The sequence below is a fragment of the Acetoanaerobium pronyense genome (assembly GCF_017874355.1).
Taxonomy (GTDB): Bacteria; Bacillota; Clostridia; order Peptostreptococcales; family Filifactoraceae; genus Acetoanaerobium; species Acetoanaerobium pronyense.
Genome location: NZ_JAGGLI010000001.1, coordinates 90046 through 114561, shown reverse-complemented (window position 1 = coordinate 114561; position 24516 = coordinate 90046). Strand labels below are relative to the sequence as shown.

21 protein-coding genes are annotated in these 24516 nt (G+C 32.6%); 5 read left to right on the top strand and 16 right to left on the bottom strand.

Translation table 11 applies throughout. From position 1 onward, the window contains the following. Positions 1-52: 52 nt before the first annotated feature. The 3 genes from dnaK to hrcA are packed head-to-tail and all read right to left on the bottom strand — an operon-like array spanning position 53 to position 3542. A complete protein-coding gene (dnaK, locus tag J2Z35_RS00540; RefSeq protein ID WP_209658250.1) occupies positions 53-1888 on the bottom strand; it encodes a molecular chaperone DnaK in 1836 nt (611 codons plus the stop codon). Between the two features lie 36 nt (positions 1889-1924). Next, positions 1925-2458 carry a nucleotide exchange factor GrpE gene (grpE, locus tag J2Z35_RS00535; protein ID WP_209658248.1) on the bottom strand — a complete coding sequence of 178 codons (534 nt, stop codon included), beginning with the start codon at positions 2456-2458 and terminating at the stop codon, positions 1925-1927. A gap of 40 nt (positions 2459-2498) precedes the next feature. Continuing rightward, the gene (gene hrcA, locus J2Z35_RS00530; RefSeq protein WP_209658246.1) at positions 2499-3542 is read right to left on the bottom strand and encodes a heat-inducible transcriptional repressor HrcA; all 1044 of its coding nucleotides are present in this window, start codon (positions 3540-3542) and stop codon (positions 2499-2501) included. Between the two features lie 270 nt (positions 3543-3812). Between hrcA and hemW the strand changes: the two genes are divergently transcribed. Continuing rightward, positions 3813-4991 (top strand): radical SAM family heme chaperone HemW, encoded by a 1179-nt coding sequence (gene hemW, locus J2Z35_RS00525; RefSeq protein ID WP_209658244.1) that lies wholly within the window; start codon positions 3813-3815, stop codon positions 4989-4991. Positions 4992-5096: 105 nt separating this feature from the next. On the opposite strand, the gene J2Z35_RS00520 is transcribed toward hemW, so the two are convergent. The 5 genes from J2Z35_RS00520 to lepA form a co-directional block, all read right to left on the bottom strand. Further along, a complete protein-coding gene (locus J2Z35_RS00520; protein WP_330623296.1) occupies positions 5097-5792 on the bottom strand; it encodes a cytochrome c biogenesis CcdA family protein in 696 nt (231 codons plus the stop codon). Beyond that, positions 5792-6019: a thioredoxin family protein gene (locus J2Z35_RS00515; protein ID WP_209658242.1), complete on the bottom strand. Its 228-nt coding sequence runs from the start codon at positions 6017-6019 to the stop codon at positions 5792-5794. Before J2Z35_RS00515 ends, J2Z35_RS00520 begins: the two co-directional genes overlap by 1 nt. 15 nt (positions 6020-6034) lie before the next feature. Beyond that, the gene (locus J2Z35_RS00510; protein ID WP_209658240.1) at positions 6035-6247 is read right to left on the bottom strand and encodes a hypothetical protein; all 213 of its coding nucleotides are present in this window, start codon (positions 6245-6247) and stop codon (positions 6035-6037) included. Positions 6248-6379: 132 nt separating this feature from the next. After that, on the bottom strand, positions 6380-7747 hold the full coding sequence (locus tag J2Z35_RS00505) for an MATE family efflux transporter (protein WP_209658238.1): 1368 nt from the start codon (positions 7745-7747) through the stop codon (positions 6380-6382). Positions 7748-7972: 225 nt separating this feature from the next. Continuing rightward, positions 7973-9775 carry a translation elongation factor 4 gene (gene lepA, locus J2Z35_RS00500; RefSeq protein ID WP_209658236.1) on the bottom strand — a complete coding sequence of 601 codons (1803 nt, stop codon included), beginning with the start codon at positions 9773-9775 and terminating at the stop codon, positions 7973-7975. 272 nt (positions 9776-10047) lie between these two features. Here lepA and rpsT point away from each other — a divergent pair, with 272 nt between their 5' ends. Continuing rightward, on the top strand, positions 10048-10317 hold the full coding sequence (rpsT, locus tag J2Z35_RS00495; protein ID WP_209658234.1) for a 30S ribosomal protein S20: 270 nt from the start codon (positions 10048-10050) through the stop codon (positions 10315-10317). 165 nt (positions 10318-10482) lie between these two features. On the opposite strand, the gene holA is transcribed toward rpsT, so the two are convergent. Then, on the bottom strand, positions 10483-11544 hold the full coding sequence (holA, locus tag J2Z35_RS00490; RefSeq protein ID WP_209658232.1) for a DNA polymerase III subunit delta: 1062 nt from the start codon (positions 11542-11544) through the stop codon (positions 10483-10485). Continuing rightward, positions 11513-12808, bottom strand: a complete 1296-nt coding sequence (locus tag J2Z35_RS00485) for a ComEC/Rec2 family competence protein (RefSeq protein WP_209658230.1) — start codon at positions 12806-12808, stop codon at positions 11513-11515. Before J2Z35_RS00485 ends, holA begins: the two co-directional genes overlap by 32 nt. Positions 12809-13013: 205 nt before the next feature. Here J2Z35_RS00485 and J2Z35_RS00480 point away from each other — a divergent pair, with 205 nt between their 5' ends. Beyond that, positions 13014-13619, top strand: coding sequence for a general stress protein (locus J2Z35_RS00480; protein WP_209658228.1), 606 nt, complete (start codon positions 13014-13016; stop codon positions 13617-13619). 115 nt (positions 13620-13734) lie between these two features. Here J2Z35_RS00480 and J2Z35_RS00475 read toward each other — a convergent pair whose 3' ends face one another. Next, positions 13735-14919 carry a GNAT family N-acetyltransferase gene (locus tag J2Z35_RS00475; RefSeq protein WP_209658226.1) on the bottom strand — a complete coding sequence of 395 codons (1185 nt, stop codon included), beginning with the start codon at positions 14917-14919 and terminating at the stop codon, positions 13735-13737. A gap of 7 nt (positions 14920-14926) precedes the next feature. Then, complete coding sequence (locus tag J2Z35_RS00470) at positions 14927-15766, bottom strand: DUF2156 domain-containing protein (protein ID WP_209658530.1); 840 nt, start codon at positions 15764-15766, stop codon at positions 14927-14929. Between the two features lie 336 nt (positions 15767-16102). Between J2Z35_RS00470 and J2Z35_RS00465 the strand changes: the two genes are divergently transcribed. Beyond that, positions 16103-16981: a ComEC/Rec2 family competence protein gene (locus J2Z35_RS00465; RefSeq protein WP_209658224.1), complete on the top strand. Its 879-nt coding sequence runs from the start codon at positions 16103-16105 to the stop codon at positions 16979-16981. Positions 16982-16991: 10 nt separating this feature from the next. After that, positions 16992-17207 carry a DUF3006 domain-containing protein gene (locus tag J2Z35_RS00460; protein ID WP_209658222.1) on the top strand — a complete coding sequence of 72 codons (216 nt, stop codon included), beginning with the start codon at positions 16992-16994 and terminating at the stop codon, positions 17205-17207. Positions 17208-17334: 127 nt separating this feature from the next. On the opposite strand, the gene J2Z35_RS00455 is transcribed toward J2Z35_RS00460, so the two are convergent. The 4 genes from J2Z35_RS00455 to J2Z35_RS00440 form a co-directional block, all read right to left on the bottom strand. Further along, entirely contained in the window at positions 17335-18708 is a 1374-nt protein-coding gene (locus tag J2Z35_RS00455; protein WP_209658221.1) for an MATE family efflux transporter, read from the bottom strand. Positions 18709-18840: 132 nt separating this feature from the next. Further along, on the bottom strand, positions 18841-20874 hold the full coding sequence (locus J2Z35_RS00450; RefSeq protein ID WP_209658219.1) for a methyl-accepting chemotaxis protein: 2034 nt from the start codon (positions 20872-20874) through the stop codon (positions 18841-18843). Positions 20875-20999: 125 nt separating this feature from the next. After that, positions 21000-22811: a hypothetical protein gene (locus tag J2Z35_RS00445; protein ID WP_209658217.1), complete on the bottom strand. Its 1812-nt coding sequence runs from the start codon at positions 22809-22811 to the stop codon at positions 21000-21002. Between the two features lie 12 nt (positions 22812-22823). Further along, a complete protein-coding gene (locus J2Z35_RS00440) occupies positions 22824-24410 on the bottom strand; it encodes a DUF342 domain-containing protein (RefSeq protein ID WP_209658215.1) in 1587 nt (528 codons plus the stop codon). Positions 24411-24516 lie beyond the last annotated feature (106 nt).

Sequence of the window (24516 nt, the reverse complement as noted above, 5' to 3'; positions counted from 1 at the left end):
AGCTTGCATAAAGCAAGCTATTATTTAATCTCTAATGTTTAGTTTATTGTTTTTATTTGTCTTCGTCAACAACTTCATAATCCGCATCCACAACATCATCATCTTGAGAAGAATCAGATTGTCCTTCTTGACCTTGGGATTGCTTAGCCGCTTCCTCATACATTTTTTGAGATATAGGATGGATGGAGTTCATAACTTTTTCTATTTCAGCTTTTATTTCTTCTGCAGTAGCGTCCTGCTTGTCTTTAACTGTTTTAAGTCCTGCTATTGCATCCTCTACAGCCTTTTTCTCATTTTCACTTACCTTATCTCCAATTTCTGATAAAGTCTTTTCAGTTTGATAAATAGTAGATTCTGCATTATTAAGAGCTTCCATTTTTTCCTTTTTCTTTTTATCTTCTTCCGCATGAAGTTCCGCTTCTTTTACTTTTTTCTCTATTTCTTCTTCAGATAAATGAGTAGTAGATGTAATAGTAATCTTTTGCTCTTTTCCTGTTCCTAAGTCCTTTGCCGTAACGTGAACGATACCGTTTGAATCTATATCAAAAGTAACTTCTATTTGAGGGATTCCTCTAGGAGCAGCTGGTATATCAGTAAGCTGAAAACGTCCTAATGTTACGTTGTCAGGCGCCATAGCTCTTTCTCCTTGAAGTACATGTATATCAACTGCAGTCTGATTGTCTGCTGCTGTAGAGAAAGTCTGTGATTTTCTAGTTGGTATAGTGGTATTTCTTTCTATTATTTTTGTAAATACCCCTCCTAATGTTTCAATTCCTAGGGAAAGTGGAGTTACATCAAGAAGTAGTACGTCTTTAACGTCTCCAGAAAGCACACCTGCCTGTATTGCAGCTCCTATAGCCACACACTCGTCAGGGTTTATTCCCTTATGAGGGTCTTTTCCTGTAAACTTCTTAATAGCTTCTTGTACTGCAGGGATTCTTGTTGAACCTCCTACAAGTATTACCTTGTCTATTTCTGAAACAGAAAGACCTGAATCAGCTAGAGCTTTTCTTGTTGGCTCCATTGTTTTTTCTACTAAAGAAGCAGTAAGTTCATTGAACTTAGCTCTTGATATATCCATGTTAAGGTGTTTTGGCCCTTCTGCTGTAGCTGTAATAAATGGAAGATTTACATTTGTAGTAAGGGTTGAAGAAAGTTCTTTTTTAGCTTTTTCTGCAGCATCCTTAAGTCTTTGAAGACTCATTTTGTCTTTTCTTAAGTCTACTCCCTCAGTCTTTTTGAATTCATCAGCCATATAGTTTGTAAGAACTTCATCAAAGTCATCTCCGCCAAGAAGGTTGTTTCCACTTGTGGAAAGTACTTCAAATGTACCGTCTCCTATTTCAAGTATTGAAACGTCAAAAGTTCCTCCACCAAGGTCAAATACAAGTATTTTTTCTTCGTGATCAGTCTTGTCAAGACCATATGCTAAAGATGCTGCCGTTGGCTCGTTGATTATTCTTTTAACATTAAGCCCTGCTATTCTACCTGCGTCTTTAGTTGCTTGTCTTTGAGCATCTGTAAAATATGCAGGTACTGTAATTACAGCTTCTGTAACAGTGTCTCCAAGATATGCCTCTGCATCAGCCTTTAGCTTTTGAAGAATTATAGCAGAAATCTCCTGAGGAGAGTAATCCTTTCCATCTATATGAACTTTATGGTCTCTTCCCATTTCTCTTTTTATAGAAGATATTGTTCTATCTGGGTTTGTAACAGATTGTCTCTTTGCAGGCTCTCCTACGATTCTTTCTCCGTCTTTTGAGAATGCAACTACAGATGGAGTTGTTCTCATACCCTCTGCATTTGTAATTACTACAGGCTCTCCACCTTCAAGCACTGCTACACATGAGTTTGTTGTTCCTAAATCTATTCCTATAGTTTTTGCCATTTTATAATCCTCCTAAATTTATATGTTTAATTTATATTATTTGCAAACTTTTACCATCGCTGGTCTTATTACTTTATTTTTAAGCTTGTACCCTTTTTGCAGGACTTCCATTACACAGCCTGGCTTTTCTCCATCTTCCTGCATTACTGCATGATGAATATTCGGATCAAATTCTTCATCTAAAGCTTCAATCTCTTGAAGTCCAAATTTGCCTAAAGAATCTTGAAGCTGCTTAAATATCATCCCTACTCCTTTGTAAAAAGGTGTATCATTGGATTCTTTTTCGCTTGTTAAGGCTCTTTCAAAGTTATCTAGGATTTCTATCATTTCAAGCATTATTTTTTCATTAGAAAGAGTTACAAGGTCTGCTTTTTCTTTTTCTACTCTTCTTTTATAGTTTATAAAATCTGCTTGTGTTCTTTGTGCAAGACTTTTCATTTCGTCAATTTCACGTTGAAATTTTGTAAGCTCATCTTCCTTTTCCTCTTGATTATCCACCTCTTGCTCTATATCTTCCTGCACATTCTCTTCCGAGTTTTCCACTTCTTCTTTTCTATCAAATTCTGCCAATTATAATTCTCCTTTCTATGTTGCTATATTTTAATATTACCTAAGTATCTTCCATCAATTTATTTAATCTTTTTGAAATATAATTCATTACAGAATATGCTTTTTCATAATCCATGCGTTTGGGACCTATAATTCCGAGCTTCCCTAAAAGCTTGCCTTGATGCTCGAATTTTGCAGTTATAATTGAACAGCTTCCCAAAATATCGCCCATAGACTCGTCACCGATGATTATATTGATATTTCCTTTTTCTATGCCTTTTTCTTCAAATAGTGTAGCTAACTCATTTTTCTGTTCTAGAAGAGAAAGGAAAGATTTTGCCTTTGTAACATCACTAAATTCTGGAAAATTAAATATATTTGTCGCTCCATTTAAAAGGACATTAAAGGCCAAATTTTTATCCAGCTTTTCACTCATTACATTGAACATTTCATCAAAAATACGATTATATTCACTAATCTGACTTCTTATATAAGTCATAAAATTATTGTCAAAGTCTTCAATTGTCTTGCCTTTTATCTTTTCATTTAATGTTTTAGATATTATGTCTAGTTTTTCTTCGGTTATTGGATTGCTCATTTTGAACTTATTGCTTCTAACAGATCCATCAACCATTACCATAATAAGAACAGCAGTTAAAGGATTGATGTATACAAGACTCAAATTCTTTATTTTTTTGGAATCATTCATTTTTTTTGCTATAGCTACAGATGTGTAATTTGTAATTCTGGATATGAGCATTAATGATTCTTCTAAAAGATGCTGTATTTGCTCCATATTCCCTACAAGAGACTCTTCTATGCTTAGCTTCTCATCCTTGTCAAGACCAATGCTTCTCATAAGCTCATTTACATATAGTCTATAGGCATCTTGAGAAGGTATCCTACCAGCAGATGTATGGGGCTGGACAAGAAATCCCATTTCCTCAAGGTCAGCCATTTCATTTCTTATTGTGGCAGCACTGACTCCCAGGTTTTTATTTTTAGATATAGTACGTGAACCCACAGGCTCAGCCGTATCTATATACTCTTTGATTATAAATTGAAGAATTCTAAGTTTTCTCTCTGACATATTGTTTGAAGACATAATATCCACCTCTTTAAAAGCAACACCTTTAATATAAGGGTTAAACTTTCTGTTAGCACTCTACATATGCGAGTGCTAAAGCTTCTGTATATATAATATCGATTCTCCACTTTATTGTCAATAATTCTTGGGGATTTTTTTATAGTAAAATTATTTTTAAGTAATTAACTATTAGTTCGTTTTAGCTTTTTAATATATACTGTAAAGTAATTTAAAATTTATATTCGCAAAATGATTGAAATTTTATATATTCGTAACGGAGGATTATCTATGAAGATAAAAAGCTTTAACCATGATACTGATTTTATAGGAGTATATGTTCACATCCCTTTTTGTATACGTAAATGCAGTTATTGTGATTTCATATCCTTCCCTACTTCACAAGAGTTAATTAGTAGTTACTTAGATTCCTTAGAAATAGAAATCAGCCTCTATAAGAAAAAAATAGAAAATTATACTATAAAAACTATATTTATCGGAGGTGGGACTCCAACTAGTCTCGATAACAATTCATTTGACAGGCTTCTTAAAATTATAGACAGTGGTTTGTCCCTTTCCCAAAACAAAGCTTTCATAGAATATACTGTAGAGGCAAATCCTAAAACCATAACAAAAGAGATTGCAGAGTCTATGGTATATTATGGAGTAAATAGAGTGAGTCTTGGTCTTCAATCTAGTAACGAAAAAGAACTCCAGCTTTTAGGTAGGGTTCATACCTTTGATGATCTTTTTGATTCAATAAATATTTTAAGAGCTAATAGTATAGATAATATAAATGTAGATCTGATATATGGACTTCCAAATCAGTCCATAGAGACCTTTCAAAAATCATTAGAGGATTTAATGACTCTGTCAGTTGATCATATTTCCTGTTATTCTCTTATCCTTGAAGAGGGTACAAGACTTTATGATATGGAAAAATCTGGAGCTGTTTCTATGCCTTCTGAAGAAGATGATCTTTTGATGTATGAAACTGCTATTTCATTTCTAGAAAAAAATGACTATAAACAATATGAGATTTCAAACTTTGCAAAAGACAATAAAAAGTGCCTTCATAACATAATCTACTGGAAAAATAAAAACTATGTTGGGCTTGGAGTTTCTGCCCATGGTTTTTTAGATAAAGTGAGATATGAAAATGCTAATAATATGGAAGACTATATTTCTTTAATAAATTATAATAAATACCCTATAGTAAAAACAGAAAAAATAAACAGCAAAATGCTTTTTGAAGAATGGATATTTTTAAGACTTAGAATGAATGAAGGTATTTCATTTGATGAGATAAATTCAGAGTTTGACATTGATTTCAAAGATAAATACTCAAATATTTTGGATAAGCTAAAAAAAGATAGTCTTGTTGAATTTAATGAAGAGAGGTTTTTTCTTACAACAAAAGGTTTTGAACTGAGTAATTATGTTTTTCTGGAAATACTATCTCTTGATTAGATTAAGGAATAAAAATAGTAAATTTATATTTTATTTAGCAAAAGAGGAAGCCATTACTGGCTTCCTCTTTTCAGTTAATTATTTGCTTCTTAATCCAAATAAAACCTATACGCCTAGATAAAACACATAAAAGCCACCAACAAGTACAAACATAGCTAGTGTGGTCCTCAGATAGGTTCCGATTTTTATATACTTTGGTTCTGTAAGGAGCCTGTTTATTGAAGATATTGAAACCCCTGCTATTATTACTGGTATGCTATGTCCTATACTATATGCCATTAGCATAAAAGCTCCAAGGGCAATATTTCCTCTGCTTGCCACAAAGGATAGTATTGCTGCAAGAACAGGAGTAGCACAAGGCGAGGATACAAAGCCTCCAAATAGTCCAAGGGTAAATATACCTTTTAGTCCTCCCTTTTGAGGTTTTTCTTCAATCTCACAAAAATTGTCTTTTTTCCCAAAAGAGAGTACTCCTAGTATATTAAGCGCACTTCCTATCATAATAAAAGAGAGAAGGATGTATATATATCTTCCATATACTGAAAACCTTCTACCCATATATGCCGTAACAAGCCCGATTCCTATAAATGTAATACTTATTCCAAGTGTAAATACAAGGGAATAAAGAAGACCTCTTTTTCTGTCCTTGACCCCAGAATTCCCCATATATCCAGCCACAAGAGGAAGGGTTGTAAGAATGCAGGGACTAAAGGATGATACAACTCCTGCTAAAAATGCAACAGGGACTGCCAAATAAATATTGTTTATCATAAAAATCGAAAATTGCTCAAGTAAACTCACTAATTTACACCTGCCTCTTGCATCTTTTTGTCTATCTCATCAAGGGTCATTACTCCTTCAATTTTATCAAGTAAATTATTTTCTTTGTCAAAAACTAAGAAGGTTGGCACTACTCTAACCCCATACTCCATTGCTAGTGGAAAATTCTCTTCGTAATCAAGGTTTATTATTATGATATTTGCATTTTCTCTATACTTGAGCTGCGCTTCTGCTATAATGGACTCCATCCATTTGCAGGCAGGTCAAGTACTTGTCTTAAACTCCACAAAGGTAGGAAGGTCATTATCCATAGCTTCTTCAAAAGTAATAGCTACTTCAGGACTCAAAAGAGTGATTTCATTTCCTTCACCTATATCAGATATTTGCTCAGTGGGCTTAACATTTTTCATATAATATATTCCACCTAATACACTTATTACTAGAACAAGTGCCGCTATTCTAAAACTTTTACTCATAGATGCCTCCTTTTAATCGTTTTAACTAGATATATAGATATTATAAATTAAATCCGCTAAAATTAATACCCTAAATTTAAACATGCCTACTAAATAGTCTATCACTAAAAAAAGACAGGAAAACCTGTCTTTTTATGCTGGTACAAACTTAGATTCAATTCTTTTCTTTTCCCAGACTCCACTTTTATATATTATATAGCCAAGTATACATACAATAAAATTACTAATAATCATAGAGTACCATACAGATGTTTCTCCCAAATTTGTATAGTTCTTAAATAAAATCACTAATGGAAGTCTTATAACCCAAAGTCTTGCCGTCATCAGTCCCATAGAATACAGGGTTTTTCCAGCTCCCTGAAGAGTTCCTACAAATACCTGAAATACACCCATAAGAGGTATAGATAAAGTTATAAGTATGAGATAATGGGTTCCTTGCCTTAAAACCTCTAAATCAGTAGTAAAAAGCCCTATAACCTCTTCAGCAAAATAAATAAGAGGTATTCCTCCTATGCTTAAAAATAGGGTCGCCATTATCATACTGGTTTTTACAGCTTTTTTTGCCCTATCTATATTATCTGCTCCTAGATTTTGTCCAACTACTGTAGTTAGTGCGCTTCCAATCCCCATTGCAGGCATAAGAACAAGGCCGTTTATTTGATTCCCTATTGCAAAGGCAGTTAAAGTTGCCTCTCCAAAGGATATTATAAATATGTTAAGAACCATAAATCCTACAGATGTCATAGACTGCCCCACAGAAGATGGAATACCTATTTTAAGAAGCTCAAGCATAAGATTCTTATCTATAATAAGGTGCCTTTTTTCAATTTTAAAATCGCTATTTTTTTCAAATAAAGTCCAAACTGAATAAATTCCAAAAATTCCTCTCGCAATAATAGTTGCAAGTGCCGCTCCTTTAATTCCTAACCCAAGAGTAAAAATAAAAATAGGGTCTAGAATTATATTACTGATTACACTAAGTCCTCCTATTTTCATAGGTCTATAGGTATCTCCAAGGCCGTTTCTGATTGCACTATAGGCGAACATCATAAACATTGTAGGTCCACCAATAAACATAAGTCTTAAAAAATCTGATGCATATATATAAAAAACATCTGTTGCTCCCATGATTTTAAGAAGTGGCGGTGTTATTATAAAGCCTATGATTCCAAGTATTATAGAAAATACAACCGAAAAGGTTATTACCTGTCCTGATACCTTTTTAGCCATTTCATCATCAGCTGCCCCACTATACTGAGAAATAAGACTAGTCCCTGCTATAGAAACCCCAGCTCCTAAGGACATCATAAAAAAGATCATGGGCCATACAAACTGTATTGCTGCTATTTCAGTGGTACCTAACTTACTTACAAAGTAGGTATCTGTAAGGTTATAGATGGTTTGTATAAAATTGTTTGCCATCACTGGAAGGGATAGAGTCAAAATAACTCTTTTCATATTCCCCTCTAAAATAAGTGCTCTATTTTGTTTTATCCCCATATTGTCTTCCCCCCTTTAAAATATCTATAGCAGAATATCTATACTCCACCTTATCTCTGATAAACTTTCTTGTTCTGACAATGACTTTATATTCACAATAGTCTAAATTTAAAACAGGCATTATTAAACCCCTTTAATACTGAAAATTAATTTTCAATATAGGGGCTTAATACTATACTTCTTTAATTTATTTAGATGCTAAGCAAATATTTTAAAAACAATATATTAATCATCAAGCTTCAGAACTGACATAAATGCTTTTTGAGGAACCTCTACATTTCCTATTTGTCTCATACGCTTCTTTCCTTCTTTTTGTTTTTCAAGAAGCTTTCTCTTTCTGCTTATATCTCCTCCATAACACTTTGCAAGTACGTCTTTTCTGTAGGCACTTATGGTTTCTCTTGCAAGAACCTTTGTCCCTACCGCAGCCTGAATAGGTACTGGGAACTGATGCTTAGGTATCTCGTCCTTGAGCTTTTCACACATTCCTCTACCTCTTGCCTGAGCTGTACTTTCATGAACTATAAAAGAAAGGGCATCTACCTGCTCTTTATTTATAAGTATATCAAGCTTTACAAGATTTGATTCTTTATACTCTTTAAATTCATAGTCAAGGGAGCCATAGCCCTTTGTTTTTGATTTTAAGGAATCAAAGAAATCATAAACAACTTCGTTTAGAGGAAGCTCATAGTGAAGAGTCACTCTTTTTGTATCAAGGTATTCCATATTGAGCATATTGCCTCGTCTGTTTTGAGCAAGCTCCATAACAGCACCAACATACTCTGTAGGCACTATAATATCTGCTTTAACAATAGGTTCTTCAATATGACTTATTTCTTGAACTGGTGGAAGGTTTGTAGGATTTTGAATCATCAAAACCTCACCATCATGCTTATTTACTCTATAAAGCACTGATGGAGCTGTGGTTATGATATTAAGATCAAACTCTCTTTCCAGTCTTTCTTGAATTATCTCCATATGTAAAAGTCCTAAAAATCCACATCTAAACCCAAAACCAAGAGCAGCAGATGTTTCGGCTTCAAATTCAAGAGCCGCGTCATTTACTTGAAGTTTTTCAAGGGCATCTCTTACATTTTCATACTTTTCTCCTTCGGCTGGATATATACCGCAGTAAACCATAGGAGTTGCTTTTTTATATCCAGGAAGAGCCTCAGAAGTAGGTCTGTCTGCAAGGGTTATAGTATCCCCTACTCTTGCACTTCTTATATCTTTAATTGATGCAGCTATATATCCTACATCTCCTGCTCCAAGCTCACTTACAGGAAGATGTCCTGGCGACATAACTCCAACCTCAGTAACTTCAAACACTTTTCCAGTGTTCATCATCTTTATCCTATCACCTTTTTTTACTACTCCTTCAAAAACCCTTACATAGGAAATTACACCCTTATAAGAATCATAATAAGAGTCAAAAATAAGTGATTTTAATGGAGCGTTGAAATCTCCTTTTGGTGCAGGTATCTTGGCAACAATGGCTTCAAGGACATCAACTATATTTAATCCATCCTTAGCCGATATAAGAGGAGCTTCTGATGCATCAAGTCCGATAATATCCTCTATTTCTTGTTTTATCTCCTCTGGTCTTGCACTTGGAAGATCTATTTTATTTATTACAGGTACTATTTCAAGGTCCTGTTCCAGTGCAAGATATACATTCGCAAGGGTCTGGGCTTCTACCCCCTGAGCTGCATCTACTACAAGAAGTGCCCCTTCACAGGCTGCAAGGCTTCTAGATACCTCATAGTTAAAATCCACATGACCCGGAGTATCAATCAAATTAAAATAATATTCTTCTCCATCCTTAGCTTTATATATAAGTCTAATAGACTGAAGTTTTATAGTTATACCTCTTTCTCTCTCAAGGTCCATATTGTCAAGTAGTTGTTCTTTCATTTCTCTTTGAGATACAAGACCAGTGTCTTGAATAAGTCTGTCTGCAAGAGTGGATTTTCCATGATCTATATGGGCTATTATACTTAAATTTCTTGTTCTTTCTTGTTTATTCACGAGTTACCTCCTTTACTTTTCTTCCTAACCTTATTATACTATTATTTATATAGAAATTTTGCAATACAATTATAAAAATTTAGATTAAGTGAGTTTTTTTTAGCTCTTCAAATAAGCTTATTGTAGAAAATCTATCTTACTCTTTTATTAATACTTTTTTTCTTCATTTTTTTCCTACATATGGCTTTTTGTGCTTTACTTTTAATGGTTTATTTGGTACAATCTTTTTTGTTGACAAATTCGAAGAATAAAATATCTAGGAGGTGAACAGGTTGGCAAATATCAAATCTGCTAAGAAAAGAATTACTGTTACAGCTAAGAAAACTTTAGTAAACAGAATGAGAAAATCACAGATAAAAACTGCTATAAGAAGATTTGAAGCTGCTCTTGCTGAAGGTAACATGGAAGCTGCTACTCAAAACTTCAAGTATGCTCAAAAGAAGATACATCAAATCGCAGCTAAAGGAACAATCCATAAAAATGCTGCCGCTAGAAAAGTTTCTAAGCTTGCTTCAAGACTTAACTCTGCAAAAGCTAACTAGTACTTATATATAATAGTATTTTTATTAATCAAGGCCCCAGATTGTTCCGGGGTTTTTGTTTTTCAAATAAAGATATTAATTGCAAAGTTTTAGAATCTACATAAAATTTCATTTTTACTAAAAAAACACCAAAGGACTAATGTCTTTTGGTGTTTTTTTACCATTTTATGCTATTGTCTTTCCATGAATTTCATTTTTAATCTTCTGCCATATTTTCGTTATTATAAGCTCTACTGCAACATTTTCATTTAGCTGTCCAGTCTTAATTCTAAAATCTGTGTCTACGCAAAGATTCATAAGAATAACGCTATCTTTGAAGTTTACTTTCTGGGCATAATCCATTGCTTTTTTTAGCGCATATGGATGAACTGACAGCTTTTGAGCTATCATGCTTTGGTTATATCCCTTTCCCTTGAGCAAGTGGCATTTAGTAATCATGGAAAGCTGTCTTCCAATCATAGTTAAAACCATGAGAGGGGATTCTCCATTCTGAGTCAAGTCTCTAAAAAGCCTTAAGGAATTTTTAGTATTTCCCATAAAAACATAATCTATAAACTTGAATATATCATTTTCATAATTTTCAAAGACAATTGCTTCTATATCCTCTTTGCTTATAGATTTTTTTTCCTTAAATATAGACGAAAGCTTTATAAGCTCATTTTCTACATCTCTCAGGGTCTTAGGAGACTCCTTGTAAAAATATCCGGTGCGCTCTAGAAAAAAATCAAGTTGCTGTCCATCAAGAGATGCTCCATGATTTTTTAGCACATCACTCGACCATTTTTTTATCTCTAAAGAAGTAAGTTTTTTTGATTCAAAAATTATATGATTTTTTTTAATTGCTTTGAAGGTCGAAGATCTTTTGTCTAGCTCCTTAGGGGCAAATACTAACACAGTAGATTTTGAAGGATTTCCTATATAATTTAGAATCTTCTCTTCCTCAGTTTTAGAAAGTCCTTTTCCCCCTGTTTTGAAAAAATCTCCGCTTCTTAAAAGAACTATTCGCTTAGTATCCATAAAAGGCATGGATTCAAGAGTTTCAATAATTTTATCTATGTCTGAGCCAACCTCATCCACTTGAACAAAGTTTAAATCTTTAAAAGAAGTATCCAGCTTATCTTTGATTTCCTCAATGATTTTTTCAATAATATAGGATTCCTCTCCATAGAGTAAATATATTAAATTTTCTCCTTTATTAATATTGGCGAGTAAATCCTTGTAAGTCATTAAAGTTCTCCTTTAGCCTGTATTTTTCGTATATTCCATATAAAGCTATTAAAAATATATACATAGATATTGTAATATAAATACTCGATTCTTGAAAGTCAATATAAGACATTGGTATATCAGAAAGCATGGTGTTGATATATATAAAAAAATCCATTAAATCCACAGATACTTCTTTGGCTATGGGACCTATAAACGCAATCTTATTAAATAGTATTGTAAAAATTAGTACCGGATAAAGAACTCCAATAAGAGGAACGCTAATCAGGTTGCTTATTAGAGATATAAGGGAGATTCTCCCAAAATGATAATATGTCAAAGGCAAAGTAAGGAGCTGAGCTGAAATAGTAAGCCCACCAAGCTTAGCAATTTTTTTAAGGATTGGATTTTTTATTTTTTCTGCCTTATTTTTTATAGGGTTATAAAAAAGTCCAATAGATAAAATAGCCATAAAAGAAAGCTGAAAGCCTATGTCATATATTATATAAGGATTTATAAGTAAAAGAGCAGAAGCTATGATAAATCCGCTACTTAGTATATCATACTCTTCACTAAATATCACACTTAGTATCAAAAAAGTATAGAAAGCACCTGCTCTGACAGAAGAGGGTCTTCCTCCTGTAAAAACCACATATATCCATATAAAGAAAAAAATGAAAATATATCTGGTCAAAAAGTTTGTTTTATTTAGTAGTATTCCTAAAAGTCCAGCTATTATACCTATATGAAATCCAGAAATAGCAATAAGGTGACTTGTACCTGTCTTTGACATTGTATCACTTGTAGATAAGTCTATCTCACTTCGCTCTCCATATATTAGTGCTTTTATAAAGGGACTTCTTCCTCTAAAAATATTTTCGATCCTTCTGCCCAGCCTATCTCTAAGCTTTTGTATATAATATAAAGGAGAAATACTTCTCCCAACAAAAATATAATCTTCAGGTTTAATTATATAGATATAGCCTTTACTCATTAGATATCTTCCATATCCTTTATTTTCAAGATTTTGAGCTAATTGTTTTCTTCCTCTTACATCTAAAATATCTCCTTCTTTTATGTTATGAGTATCATTCCATATAGTCATCACGGAGTCTTGAAAAAAAATATTTGTATGCGTTTCTTTATATTCTATTTTCTTTACTGTATTAAGTCCATTGTATTCATCTATATCTACTTTAGATTTAAGTAGATAGTTTTGAGCTTCAATAAAAAATAAGGAAAAAATAAAAATAAATATAAATATACAAAGGGAATACCTTCTCATATTTTCCTCCCTATAAAATTATTACAGCATTAGTTCCAGTTTAATTTAATCTCTTCTATAATAATCTCCTAAAATTTAAGTCATGTAAAGATTTTTTGAATTTGAATCCTAAAAGTATTATTAAATATCAATTTTGATTACAATGCCTAATATTTGGGAATATTATCTATAACTGAAAGTATCAATTACTAAGGAGGAATGACAAATGTCTAAAAAAAGAATGGTCGGAGTTTTTAAACTAGAAGAGCATGCTATAAAAGCAATAAAGGAACTAAAGACTATAGGATATAAGGAGGAAAATATCTCCTTTATAGCAAAGAGCAAAGAAACAAAAGAACACATCGAAGAGGCTACACATGCATCCCCAGAAAAAGAAGTAGGAAAAGCTGCTGGAACAGGAGCTGTAGCAGGTGGAGCAATTGGTGCTATAGGAGTTCTTTTAGTAGAAGCTGGAATATTTGCTATCCCTGGGATAGGACCAATACTTGCCGCAGGTCCTCTTGCTGCTACAATAGCAGGTCTTGCTGCAGGAGGAGCTACAGGAGGAGTTGTAGGAGCCCTTGCTGGACTTGGAATCGATAAAGACGATGCAGAAAAATATCATGTGCACCTAGAAAGCGGAGATGTTCTAGTTCTTGTAGATAGTCACGAAGAAAATATAGACCAGGTATTCTCTACTTTTGTAAGGCATGAAGCTCTAGAAAAAGAATCCTATGAGGGCTATAAGGATATGCCTAAAGAGCCTGTAATGAATAGTTTAAAACCAGAGGTAACACCTCCAACAGATCCACTTGATAGTACAAAAAAATAACAGTTTTAATAATAAATCCAGTATTAATGAACTCAAATATCCATTATTAACACATAAAAACTAGGTTAATTCAGAAAAAAGCTTCCCTTTTTTAATAACAAAAAAGGGAAGCTTTTTATATATAATCATTTATGAATGATTTTGTATTTGGAAAAATTTCTTTAAGAGCTGATACTATATTCTCTTTCTTTTCAGGTTCTAAAAAAACTATCTTTTCAGTAAATACTGCATTTTCAATACCAATATATCCCAGTGCAATTTGAGTTAGAGAACCTATATCTATTATAAAATCAATATTATTTTCATCATTTGACTCTATTACATCATTCTCAGATATTATAAACGCTTTATTATTGATATCTAAAAAAGAATCTATAATCTTCATTTTAAGAGGGATTTTATTTTTTATACCCATATTATTTAAGAATAATGCTGGATTTATTATTCTCGCCATCATAAAGGGTTTAATATTAACCTTTATTTTGTTATCATAACCCCAAAAGTCTTTTAAATATGAGTCTTTTTCCTGACATATCTCTACATCCTTAAACTGAGTACGATGACTCTTGATTATCGATAAAAAGGTATTGAGTGAAGAGCTATTTTTATAAAACATCTCCCTCACAAAACCCTTAGAGCCCCCTTCAAATTTCGGATAAAATATCATATATCCAGTTGCACCTTCATCTTTATCATAGGATATGAAAATTTCCCCTGCTTCAGATTTTACTTCTTTAAAAAGCTCTTTAAAGTAGTCCTCATCTCTTTCTATATAATTGTCCCAGTTTTTCGAAGCACTTGAGTAAATATTCTGAATATCTTTTATATCCTGCTTAGTTATTTCTCGAACTCTCTTTGTTTTTTCGGCCCTATCCTTTCTTATCTTAATATCTCTGATAGAAAGGTTATATACTTCCATATCAAAGCAGTTTTCATAGCCATATCTCCTATAGATATCGGTATCTATAGGCATAAGCAAGGATATAGCCCCCCCTCTTTCAATCAAATCTAAAAGAGATGCCTTTAGTAGCTTTGTAGTCAGCTTCTTACCTCTGTGCTCTGGATATACACTTATCCCAACCACATAGCTTGTCTTTTCTTTTTTCCCTTTTATAGATAGTGTATATGGGTTCAACTGAAGAGATGCCTTTATCTCTTCTTCGTCCCATAAAGCATTGTAATCTTTAGAATATCTATTTTCAAAATAATAATCTGTAGATGATGCATCTTCATTAAAGGAATACATCCAAAGCTCCCTTATTATTTGTATATCTTTTTCTTCTGCATATCTAAACCCCATTTTATCCCTACTTTTCTATTAATGTATATTTTTCTACAAGTTTTATAGGCTTGTATGAAAGCTTAGCTTTTCTAAGACCTTCAAGGCCTAAATCCTCTTCTCTATTTGCAAACTCAACATTTGGAAATTCATTTTCCAAAAAAAGTTTATTGATTGCAGCGTAAAGTCCTCTTATTTCTGGATTTGCTTTTTCCACATGAACAACAACGGTATCATCATTTAGCATCTCCCCAAATGTAAAGGCCTCAAGCTTTCCATCAATATAAATTCCGCCTACCTTAGTTTCTTTAAGTCTACTTTGATTTTTAAATACCTTTTCTACAGCAAGCCTCTCTCCGACTAAATGCTGATCTTTCTCTTTATCCTTTGCCCATTCTTCCATTAGATTTATTGCCTCTGAAAAATCCTTTTGGTCTAAAAGTCTATACTCATATCTACCTTCATATTCTTTTAAAAAGCCATTATAATGGTTTTTCTTAGAATGATATTTTCTCCCTGAGAGAGTTCTTAATTTTTCGGCATCATATACATAGTCAAAGGCATCTCTTTCTTCGATAACCTCAAATCTTTCAGGATATCGCTCAATTAAAAAATCAACCCAAGGCTTTGTTATTGCCCTTAGATTCAATTTTTGTCCTATCCTTTCAAAACAAGATTCTATTTCACTAAATGCAGCTTCATAGTTCTCCTTTTCGGTAATTGGCTGTATAGCAAAATAATCATCCTCGTATTTTCCAAATATAATCAAATAGTCATCTTTTATTTTATAACTTGTATTGAAAACATGCTGCCACATATATATTGTCATAAAACTATATTCACAGGCTTCATAACTCACCTTATTCATATATGGTAAAAGGTCATCTTTTGATCCTATAGTTATAGACTTTAAACTACAGTCCGATTCCAGCTTATTAATCTCAATCTCCTCCAGTACATTGTAATATTGCAATATTAAAATTTTATCATATTTTTTTCTTATTGGGAATAATTACTCTGTTATTAGTCTATATATTATAAATTATAAAAAGCAAAATCATACTTTAGTCTTTAGTTTAACATACTCTTAATTATTTCCAAAAAAATCACACCTAAACACGCTTTATTAAAAACTCTTAATACCCTAAATGTAATATATATTTTCTGATATAATATAATAAATTGTATGTTTCTAGGAGGAATCATGAAAAAAACATATCTTAGTTTTTTATTTATTTTTATACTATTAATCTCATCGGGTTGCGAAATTTTTGTTTCAGAAAGAGAGCCTTTACTAGAGGTTCATTTTATTGATGTAGGTCAAGGAGATGCCTCCCTTATTATTTCTCCAAACGACAAAACAATGCTTATAGATGCTGGAGACAATTCCAAAGGCCGAGAAGTTGTGGAATATATAAAGAGACAGGGAGTTAGAAAAATAGACGTCTTAATAGGTACACATCCCCATGCGGATCATATAGGTGGAATGGATGATGTTATAAATTCATTTGAAATAGGAGAATTTTATATGCCTAAAAAAATCCATACCACTAAAACCTTTGAAGACGTACTCCTAGCTGCAAAATCAAAGGGACTTACAATAAAGGAAGCCTATGAAGGTAGGGAAATCGACTTTGATACAAATATTGATACTAGGTTTTTGAGTCCTATTAAAGACAAAAATTACTCTGATGAACTAAACCTCTACTCTGCAGTAGTGAGGATAGTCTATAATGAAGATTCTTTTATTTTTATGGGTGATGCCGAAGCCCCAAACGAAGAGGATATTCTTAAATCCTTTGATGATATAAAGTCTGATGTTATTAAGTTAGGTCATCATGGTAGCTCCACATCTACCACAAAGGAGTTTTTAGATAAAGTATCTCCTTATGCAGCTGTAGTTTCTGCTGGATATAAAAATAAGTATTCTCACCCCCACAAAGAGATTCTTACTTTACTTGAAGAAAACTCTATCTCTTTATATAGGACCGATGAACAAGGAACAGTAGTATTTAAATCTAGTGGAAATGAAATTACTGTAAATCAAGACCCAGGAAGCTATATTTACAGAAAAGGGAACTAGGAGGCTTATTATGAAGGGTATAATAGACAGGTTTGAAGAAGAATATGCAGTAGTTGAGCTTTCAGATGGTAGTTTTAAAGAAATAAAAAAAATTTATTTGCCTAGGGAAACTAAGGAAGGGGATTTCATCAATATAATAGGTACTCAAATCACCTTAGACTTAGAAGAAAGTAAAAAAAGAAGAGATAGAATTAATAATCTTATGGAAGACCTATTTGAAAAATAATATAAAATTTACTATAAACTTTATATTAAAAAAACTGCTATAGCTCATTTAAAGGGCTCATAACAGTTTTTAAGTTTAACCGATATTTCTTTAATAAAAATTTATATAAGATAACTTTCCATAAATGCTAAATTAGGTTTGGAATCACTGTGCCTGTTTTTTTCTTATATCTAGTTAGAAGTCCAATAAACCATGTGGTTAATATTATTCCCTTAAACACACTGGAAATACTTATGCTCCACCATACTCCATCAAGTCCTAAAGATGTTGCAGAAGAAAGAAATATGGCAGCAGGTATCCTTAGTGCATTAAATATTATACCTATTACAGAAGGTGGAACAGTCCTTCCAAGACCATTGAACGCTCCTGATGTTAGTATTTCAATACACATAAAAAGCTGAGAATAACCAAGTATCTTCAGATAAGCTACCCCAATACCAAGAGCTTCTTTTTCAGAGAGGAATATAGAGAATATGGGTCCTCCTGCAAATATTAAAAGAAGTGTCGCAAATATACCTACAAGGCTTACTAAAAAAAGTCCAGTAAAATACCCTTTATATATCCTGTCCCACTTTCCAGCTCCATAGTTTTGCCCTGTAAACGCACTTATTGCAGTGGAGAAGCCACCTGCTGTCATCCAAGATATAGCTTCTATCTGACTACCTACCCTTTGAACAGCCACTGGCACCGGTCCCCACACTGCTACAATTCTTGCAATAAACATTGCAAAAACAGTAAACATTCCGCTTTGAAGGGCTGCTGGAAGTCCCAGAAAATATACATCCTTAATCTTTTCCCAATCAATATTTGTAAAAAGCCTTAAGCTAGAAAAAAGCTTAGGTGTCTTAATTGCATAAACCAAAAATACAGAAAAAACCACTAACTGTGAAAATACTGTAGCTATAGCTGCGCCCTTTACTCCCAATGCTGGAATAAAACCAAACCCTAGTATAAGGAGGGGATCGAGTATCATATTTGCAATAAGGCCAAGTGCATTTACTCTAAAAGGGACCTTGCTGTTTCCATACCCATTCCATATTGCTGTAAATACAGGATTTATAAAACTAAATACCATACCAATACCAATTATGGAAAGGTAATCCGTAGCTTTTGTTATTACTTCTTCATTTCCTAAGTTAAAAAATCCTATAAGCTGGTTTTTAAATAGTATTAAAATCAAACTATATACTATGGAAAAAAAGAGATTTATTTGTATAGAGCTTTTTATATATCTTTTAGCTAAAATATCATCGTTTCTTCCAATGGATTGAGACACTCTAACTTCTGCTCCTATTTTTGATATCATTATGAGGGCCATGGAAAACCAGGTAAAGAATCCCCCTGTCCCAACTGCTGCCACCGAAAGACTTCCAAGTCTTCCTACCCACATCATGTCCGTAAGATTATATGCCATTTGAACAAAGGATGTTCCCATAATTGGAAGTGCCAAAGTTATTAATGCTTTTGAAATACTTCCTTCTGTTAGATTATAACTTTTCATTTTATCTCCCCTGCACTACTATTAAAGTATTATGTTCAACTATTAGATTCCTATTTTTTTATAATTTTGTCAATATTTTTTTACATTAGAAAAGACAAAATTCAAAAGAATCTCGTCTTTTCTAAATTAATCTTAAATTTTAAATTTTGATATCATTTCATTTAGATTTTGAGCTATTTTAGCAAGCTCTTCACTTGAGTTTGCAATCTCCATCATAGATGCTGACTGCTCCTCTACAGAAGCGGATGCTTCCTCTGTTCCTGCTGCATTTTCTTCTGATATTGCAGAAAGGTTTTCTATAATAGATATTATCTCATCTTTCTTTGCGGACATCTCTTTTTCAGACTCATTAACCATAGATATAGCACTTTTCATGTCTTCTATGGCATCTGAAATCCCCTCAAATTTAGCGCTTGTCATCTCAACTGACTTACTTTGAGAATTCACTATACCTTCAAGCTCTTCCATTGTCTTTACTGCATTAGAGGTCTTTCCTGTAAGCTCGCTTATTACAGACGATATCTCTTCAGTGAATCTGTTTGATTCTTCAGCAAGTTTTCTGATTTCATCAGCTACAACTGAGAATCCTCTTCCAGCCTCTCCAGCTCTCGCAGCTTCTATAGCAGCGTTTAGAGCTAGAAGATTTGTTTGGTTAGAAATATTCTTTATCATTTCACTTGCTGTAACTATTTTTTCGGCGCTCTCATTAGTATTTACTATAACTTCTTTTACTTCCTTTGATGATTGATTGTTCTTATTAGTCTGCTCTACAAGTCCTTTAAGGATATCAAAGCCTTCGTCCTTAAGTTTGTTGACATTCTCTGTAGACTTGTTTAGTCTATCTATATGTCTTTCATTTTCTTCAACTATAGTCCCTAAATCTGTAATAGATATTGCACCTTTTTCCGTATCTACCGCCTGATCTGATGCCCCTTGAGCAATCTGCTCTATAGTTCTTGCCACCTCATCAGATGCTGTTGCAGATTGCTGAGCAGTAGCTGTGAGCTCCTGAGAAGATGCTGCAAGCTGATTTGAAGTCTCCACTACTCCTGAGACAATTGCTCTCATAGATTCCTGCATTCCCTTTACTGCATCTGCTATTTCTCCAAATTCATCTTCTTTGGCAAGTATATCCTTAGGAATATCTTGTGTAAAATCTCCATCTCCCATAAGATTCATCTGTATTTTTAGCTTTTGAATAAGCTTTACTATATCGTTTGAAATAAGATACATAAGTATCCCCATTACAAGAAATACTAATAAAGATATTCCAAACACTATCATCATATTATTTCTAACTGCAGCATTTATGTTTTTCATGGAATATCCTAAGTTTATTGCTCCTACTACTCTTCCTTCTTCTTCAACAGGCACAAGCACCTCATAAACTCTAACTCCTTCTGCTGCAAAATCATATTCATTAGAGTATTTTTCTCCCCTTGAAATTGCGGCTATTGCTCCAGGATCATCTTTAAGGTCTATACCAATTCTTTCTTTATTGCTATGGGCTGCTGCTGTAAAGCTATCATCTATGTATAATGCAAAAACTATTTCCTCCGATTGAGAAATCTCATCTATAAGTACTTGATATTCAAAGCTTTCCATGATTCCTGCAAGAGTTGATGCGTCTATTCCAGACTGTACCATATTCCCGCTTGGAAGTCCTAAATATCCATATTTGTAAAAGTTTCCATCGACAGCGCTCTGCCTTATGTCCTCATATAGGGTAGTTTTGCTTCCGTTTAATACTTCCCTGCCTATATGGTCAGCTGGAAATGTCCATCCTATGTTTTCAGGCATGTTTGAGTATATTATCTCACCATCTGGAGAAGTAATATTGATTTCCACTATATTCATATCTCTAGATAATGCACTAAGAAATTCGTTATTTATATTGCCGCTATTAAAAGCAATCACTCTATTTGCAGTTTCTATTCTCTCTTCAATAAGTTTATCTATAGTTTTTAAAGTCTCACTATTATCCTTTAATCTCGATGCATAACCTTCTGCCAAATAAAATCCATTTACTCTCATTTCATTTAGTAGATTTTCCCTTGCAAAGTAAGAAGATATTCCTCCGATTATACTTACTCCAACAAAAATAAGTATAAGGGGAAGTGCTACCATCTTAAACTTTATACTTTTTTTCCTCTCTCTTTTTTCCATCAACCCAGCCCTTTCATATTTTTAAATAATCAAAAAATGAAATACTCTATTAGATATATCGAACTAATAGAGTATTTTTATTTTACTATTGACAAGTATACAATTTTAAAAAAAATTTTACAAGACTAAATTGATATATTTTTGATTATATTTTTTTCGATTTCAGACCCAGTTTCCCCTGTAACAAACCCATCAAAATCATCTTTAATTATTTCTTCGTCACCTAAAGAAATAACCATTATGACATTATCATAGCAATAGATATTTTCATAATCATAGTTTTCTAAACTAATCCTTGTAAAAGGAAGAGGCCTAAAGATTTTATAATATACCTTAAAATCCATATCATATTCTTTTTTCATAAAAGTAAATTCTTCAATAGCCCTATAAAACATAAATCTAGAATCTTTAATCATTCCCTCAGTCTTTTTTTCTTTTTCCTCCATCTGTCTTATTATTGGAGATATACTATTTGATATTGTCTCAATTATCAATATATTTTTTTCGTCTACTGAATCCTCAATCTGAGTAATCACAATATACCCATATATATTTTCCTTTTCAGAGGAAAGTTCTTCTGTTTTTATTGGGCATATTATAATACAGTTTTCATCTCCTTTATAATCCTCAATATCAAAATAATTTTTAATATTTTCACTGCCATGACTAAAATAAATACTTTCTTCATTTATATTGAATTTTGGCATAAGATTAATTTTTCTATCAGCATTATATCCAATGGGCTTTATTTTATAATTGTCTTTAGTTTTTATTAGAATAAACCCTCTTTTCATTTTATATCCCAGTCTCAAGGTCTCTAAGGTTATATCATATATTTCATCGATACTATTACATGAATTGATATTTTTTATCATCAAATTGAGTTTTTTCATCCCTTTTATCTGATTTTCGATTTTTTCTCTATTTTGATTTATTTCCTTGATATATATAGCATTTTTCATTGCTATATATATTGATTTTGCAATGCTTTCTGCTTGATTCAAAATCAAATAATCATAAGGACTTTCATTAACTGGTTTTCCTATAGTTACAAATCCTAATATTTCCTCTTGAGCTATAAATACTATATACTCTGCACCTAGAGACTCTAATGCACTAGTATCTTCAATTATTTCACTTAATAGCTCTTTATCTATTTTTACATTATATATAGTTTTTTCGTTAATCAGCCTGCTTTTTTTCATTTTAAATTCTTTAATAACTTTTTTTTCAGAGCATAGGATATCTACATAACCTTTTACTACTCCAGCTTCCTTTAGGGTGTCATAGATACCAAAAGTTGTAACAGAGCTTGAAGTTAATTCTCTAATCACATCTATACATAGAGCATAAAGTCTATCAAGGCATCTTTCAGCCATTATAAGCCTTGTACACTGATTGACTAAAATAAGGTTGTAGACTTTTTTATCTATATCCGCCTTCAAAAAATCAAATTTTTCCCTATCATATGCGTTTGAAAGGGACATATTGAAAAGATTTTTCATACCTTCGATATACTCAAGATGATATTTTTCACTGCATATATCAGGTAGAGTCTCTGTTAATATAAATCCCGCAAGAGTATCCTTTACTATCAGAGGTATTATAATCTCAGCATTATACTTCTTTAAAAAATCTTCCTTAAAATATTGATTTTTATTTTCGCATAGGGTTGTGCCACATAATGTCGCAATATTTTCCAATTTAGAATCACAAGGATAAAAATCCTTTTTTATATCATAACCCACACATTCTTTAAGCACATAGCTTTCTTCTTCAAGTGCAAATATAGCTGATTTTTTCAGCCCTGTTATTTTATGAAAATGTCTATATCCATAAGAAAAAAGCTGCTCAATACTTAATACCTGGGAATAAAATTCAATTGCTGAAAGAGAATAATCTAGGTTTGCATGTTTTTTTGATAATACATCTGTCATCTATATCCTCCTTTAAACATCTGAAAGATGAAGGGCGTTGTCCTTGACATAAAATGAACCTGTAATCACAGATTTTACAATCTTTTGCAGATTTTTTATTTCAAGAATAGTCTTTGGATATGCACTCTTTAGGATTTTCACTTCTCCTTCACCCTTAGTTCTAAGTTTTTCCTCTACTTGCTTGAACTTTGAATTTAGCATATTAATTTCATCTAATATCGACTCATAGGTTAGAAGCATTCCTTTATATGCAAACAAATCTTTTTCACTAAGGGTATCCTTATTAATCTCCATTATTTCAAGCTGTCTCTTAAGTCTATTTGCTTTAAAAATCGTTTCGTTGAATTCAAACTTTATAGACTCAAGCTCAACTTTTATCTGGTTTCTATCAAAACCCAAAACCTTTATTTTTGTTGCCTTTTCCATTGCATTACCTAATGTATTAGCAACAACTAGGTGCTTAGCTTCAATCTTACCTCCAACTATCCTTCCCTTTTCAGGAGAAAGAACTATTTTTTCTCCCTTTAAAGTACTTTCAAAAGCATAGAGGCCTATGTTAATATCTCCTTCAGCTTCTATTTCAGCTTCGTTGACATATTTAATATATACATTTTTCCCTGCAAGAATTTTACCTTTGTACTTTCCATTTATCCCCCCAAGTACCGATACATTTCCCTCTAAAGACTGAATAACTCCTACAGCGCCTATACCTATAGGGCCTTTTATTATTATGTCCTTTGTTGCAACTACAGAAAATAAATCCTCTACTATACCATTTATGGTTACAAACCCATCGAAATTTATATTTCCTGTCTTAAAATCCACATTACCATCAATCATAAGATGATTGTCGACCCCTATTTTTCCTTCTTGAACCTTGACTGCTCCATCATATTTTGCAGTAAGTATTATTTTATTCCCTTCTGGCATTTCTAAAACGGATTTTTTGTCATATTTTAGCATATAGTCTCTACCAGGCTTTGCAGGAATTGTTTTTCCAAAGATATTTCTTCCTTCTTTTCCTTCTGTTGCTAAAATCTTTTCTCCAAGCCAGCCACCTTTTTGTACTGGATCTATGAGATTCATGTCGTAATTATCGACTTTTCCATCACTTTTTATTTTTGGCTTTTTTTCGCTAAACTCAAAGTATTTTATTTTAGCATCTACTCCATCCACAGGCTTTATTCCCTGACAGACTAAAATCTTATCACTTAAATACATTTCTTCTTCTAAATCTTCAAGATTAACCCCTTCTGTAACCCCTTTTTCTTCAAGTATTCTTATTATATCGGCTTTAATACTATCTTCTCCGTAATTCCTTATCTCTTCTGATGTACAATTAATTGTAACATGCCCACTCATTTCATCCGCTGATGGATGAAACTCTATCATATCCTTATACTCGCCTATTTTTGAGATTACTCCAGTAATATCAAACGCTTTCTTAAGACCCATAAAATCTGTAACCTTTACCCTCGGAATTTTCTTACTCACATCTTGAAAATAATTCATTGAAATTTCATTATTTTTCACTAAAAGAAATACTCCATTTTGTTCATCTAAAGTTACCTCTACATTATTGTCTTCATATAGTTTCATGAGATCCTCCCCCATCTAAATCATGGCATTATGCAGTAATTATAATTTAACTGCGCGCTTTAATAATAAATATATTTTACCATGACATTTCTAAAAATTGCGTTAA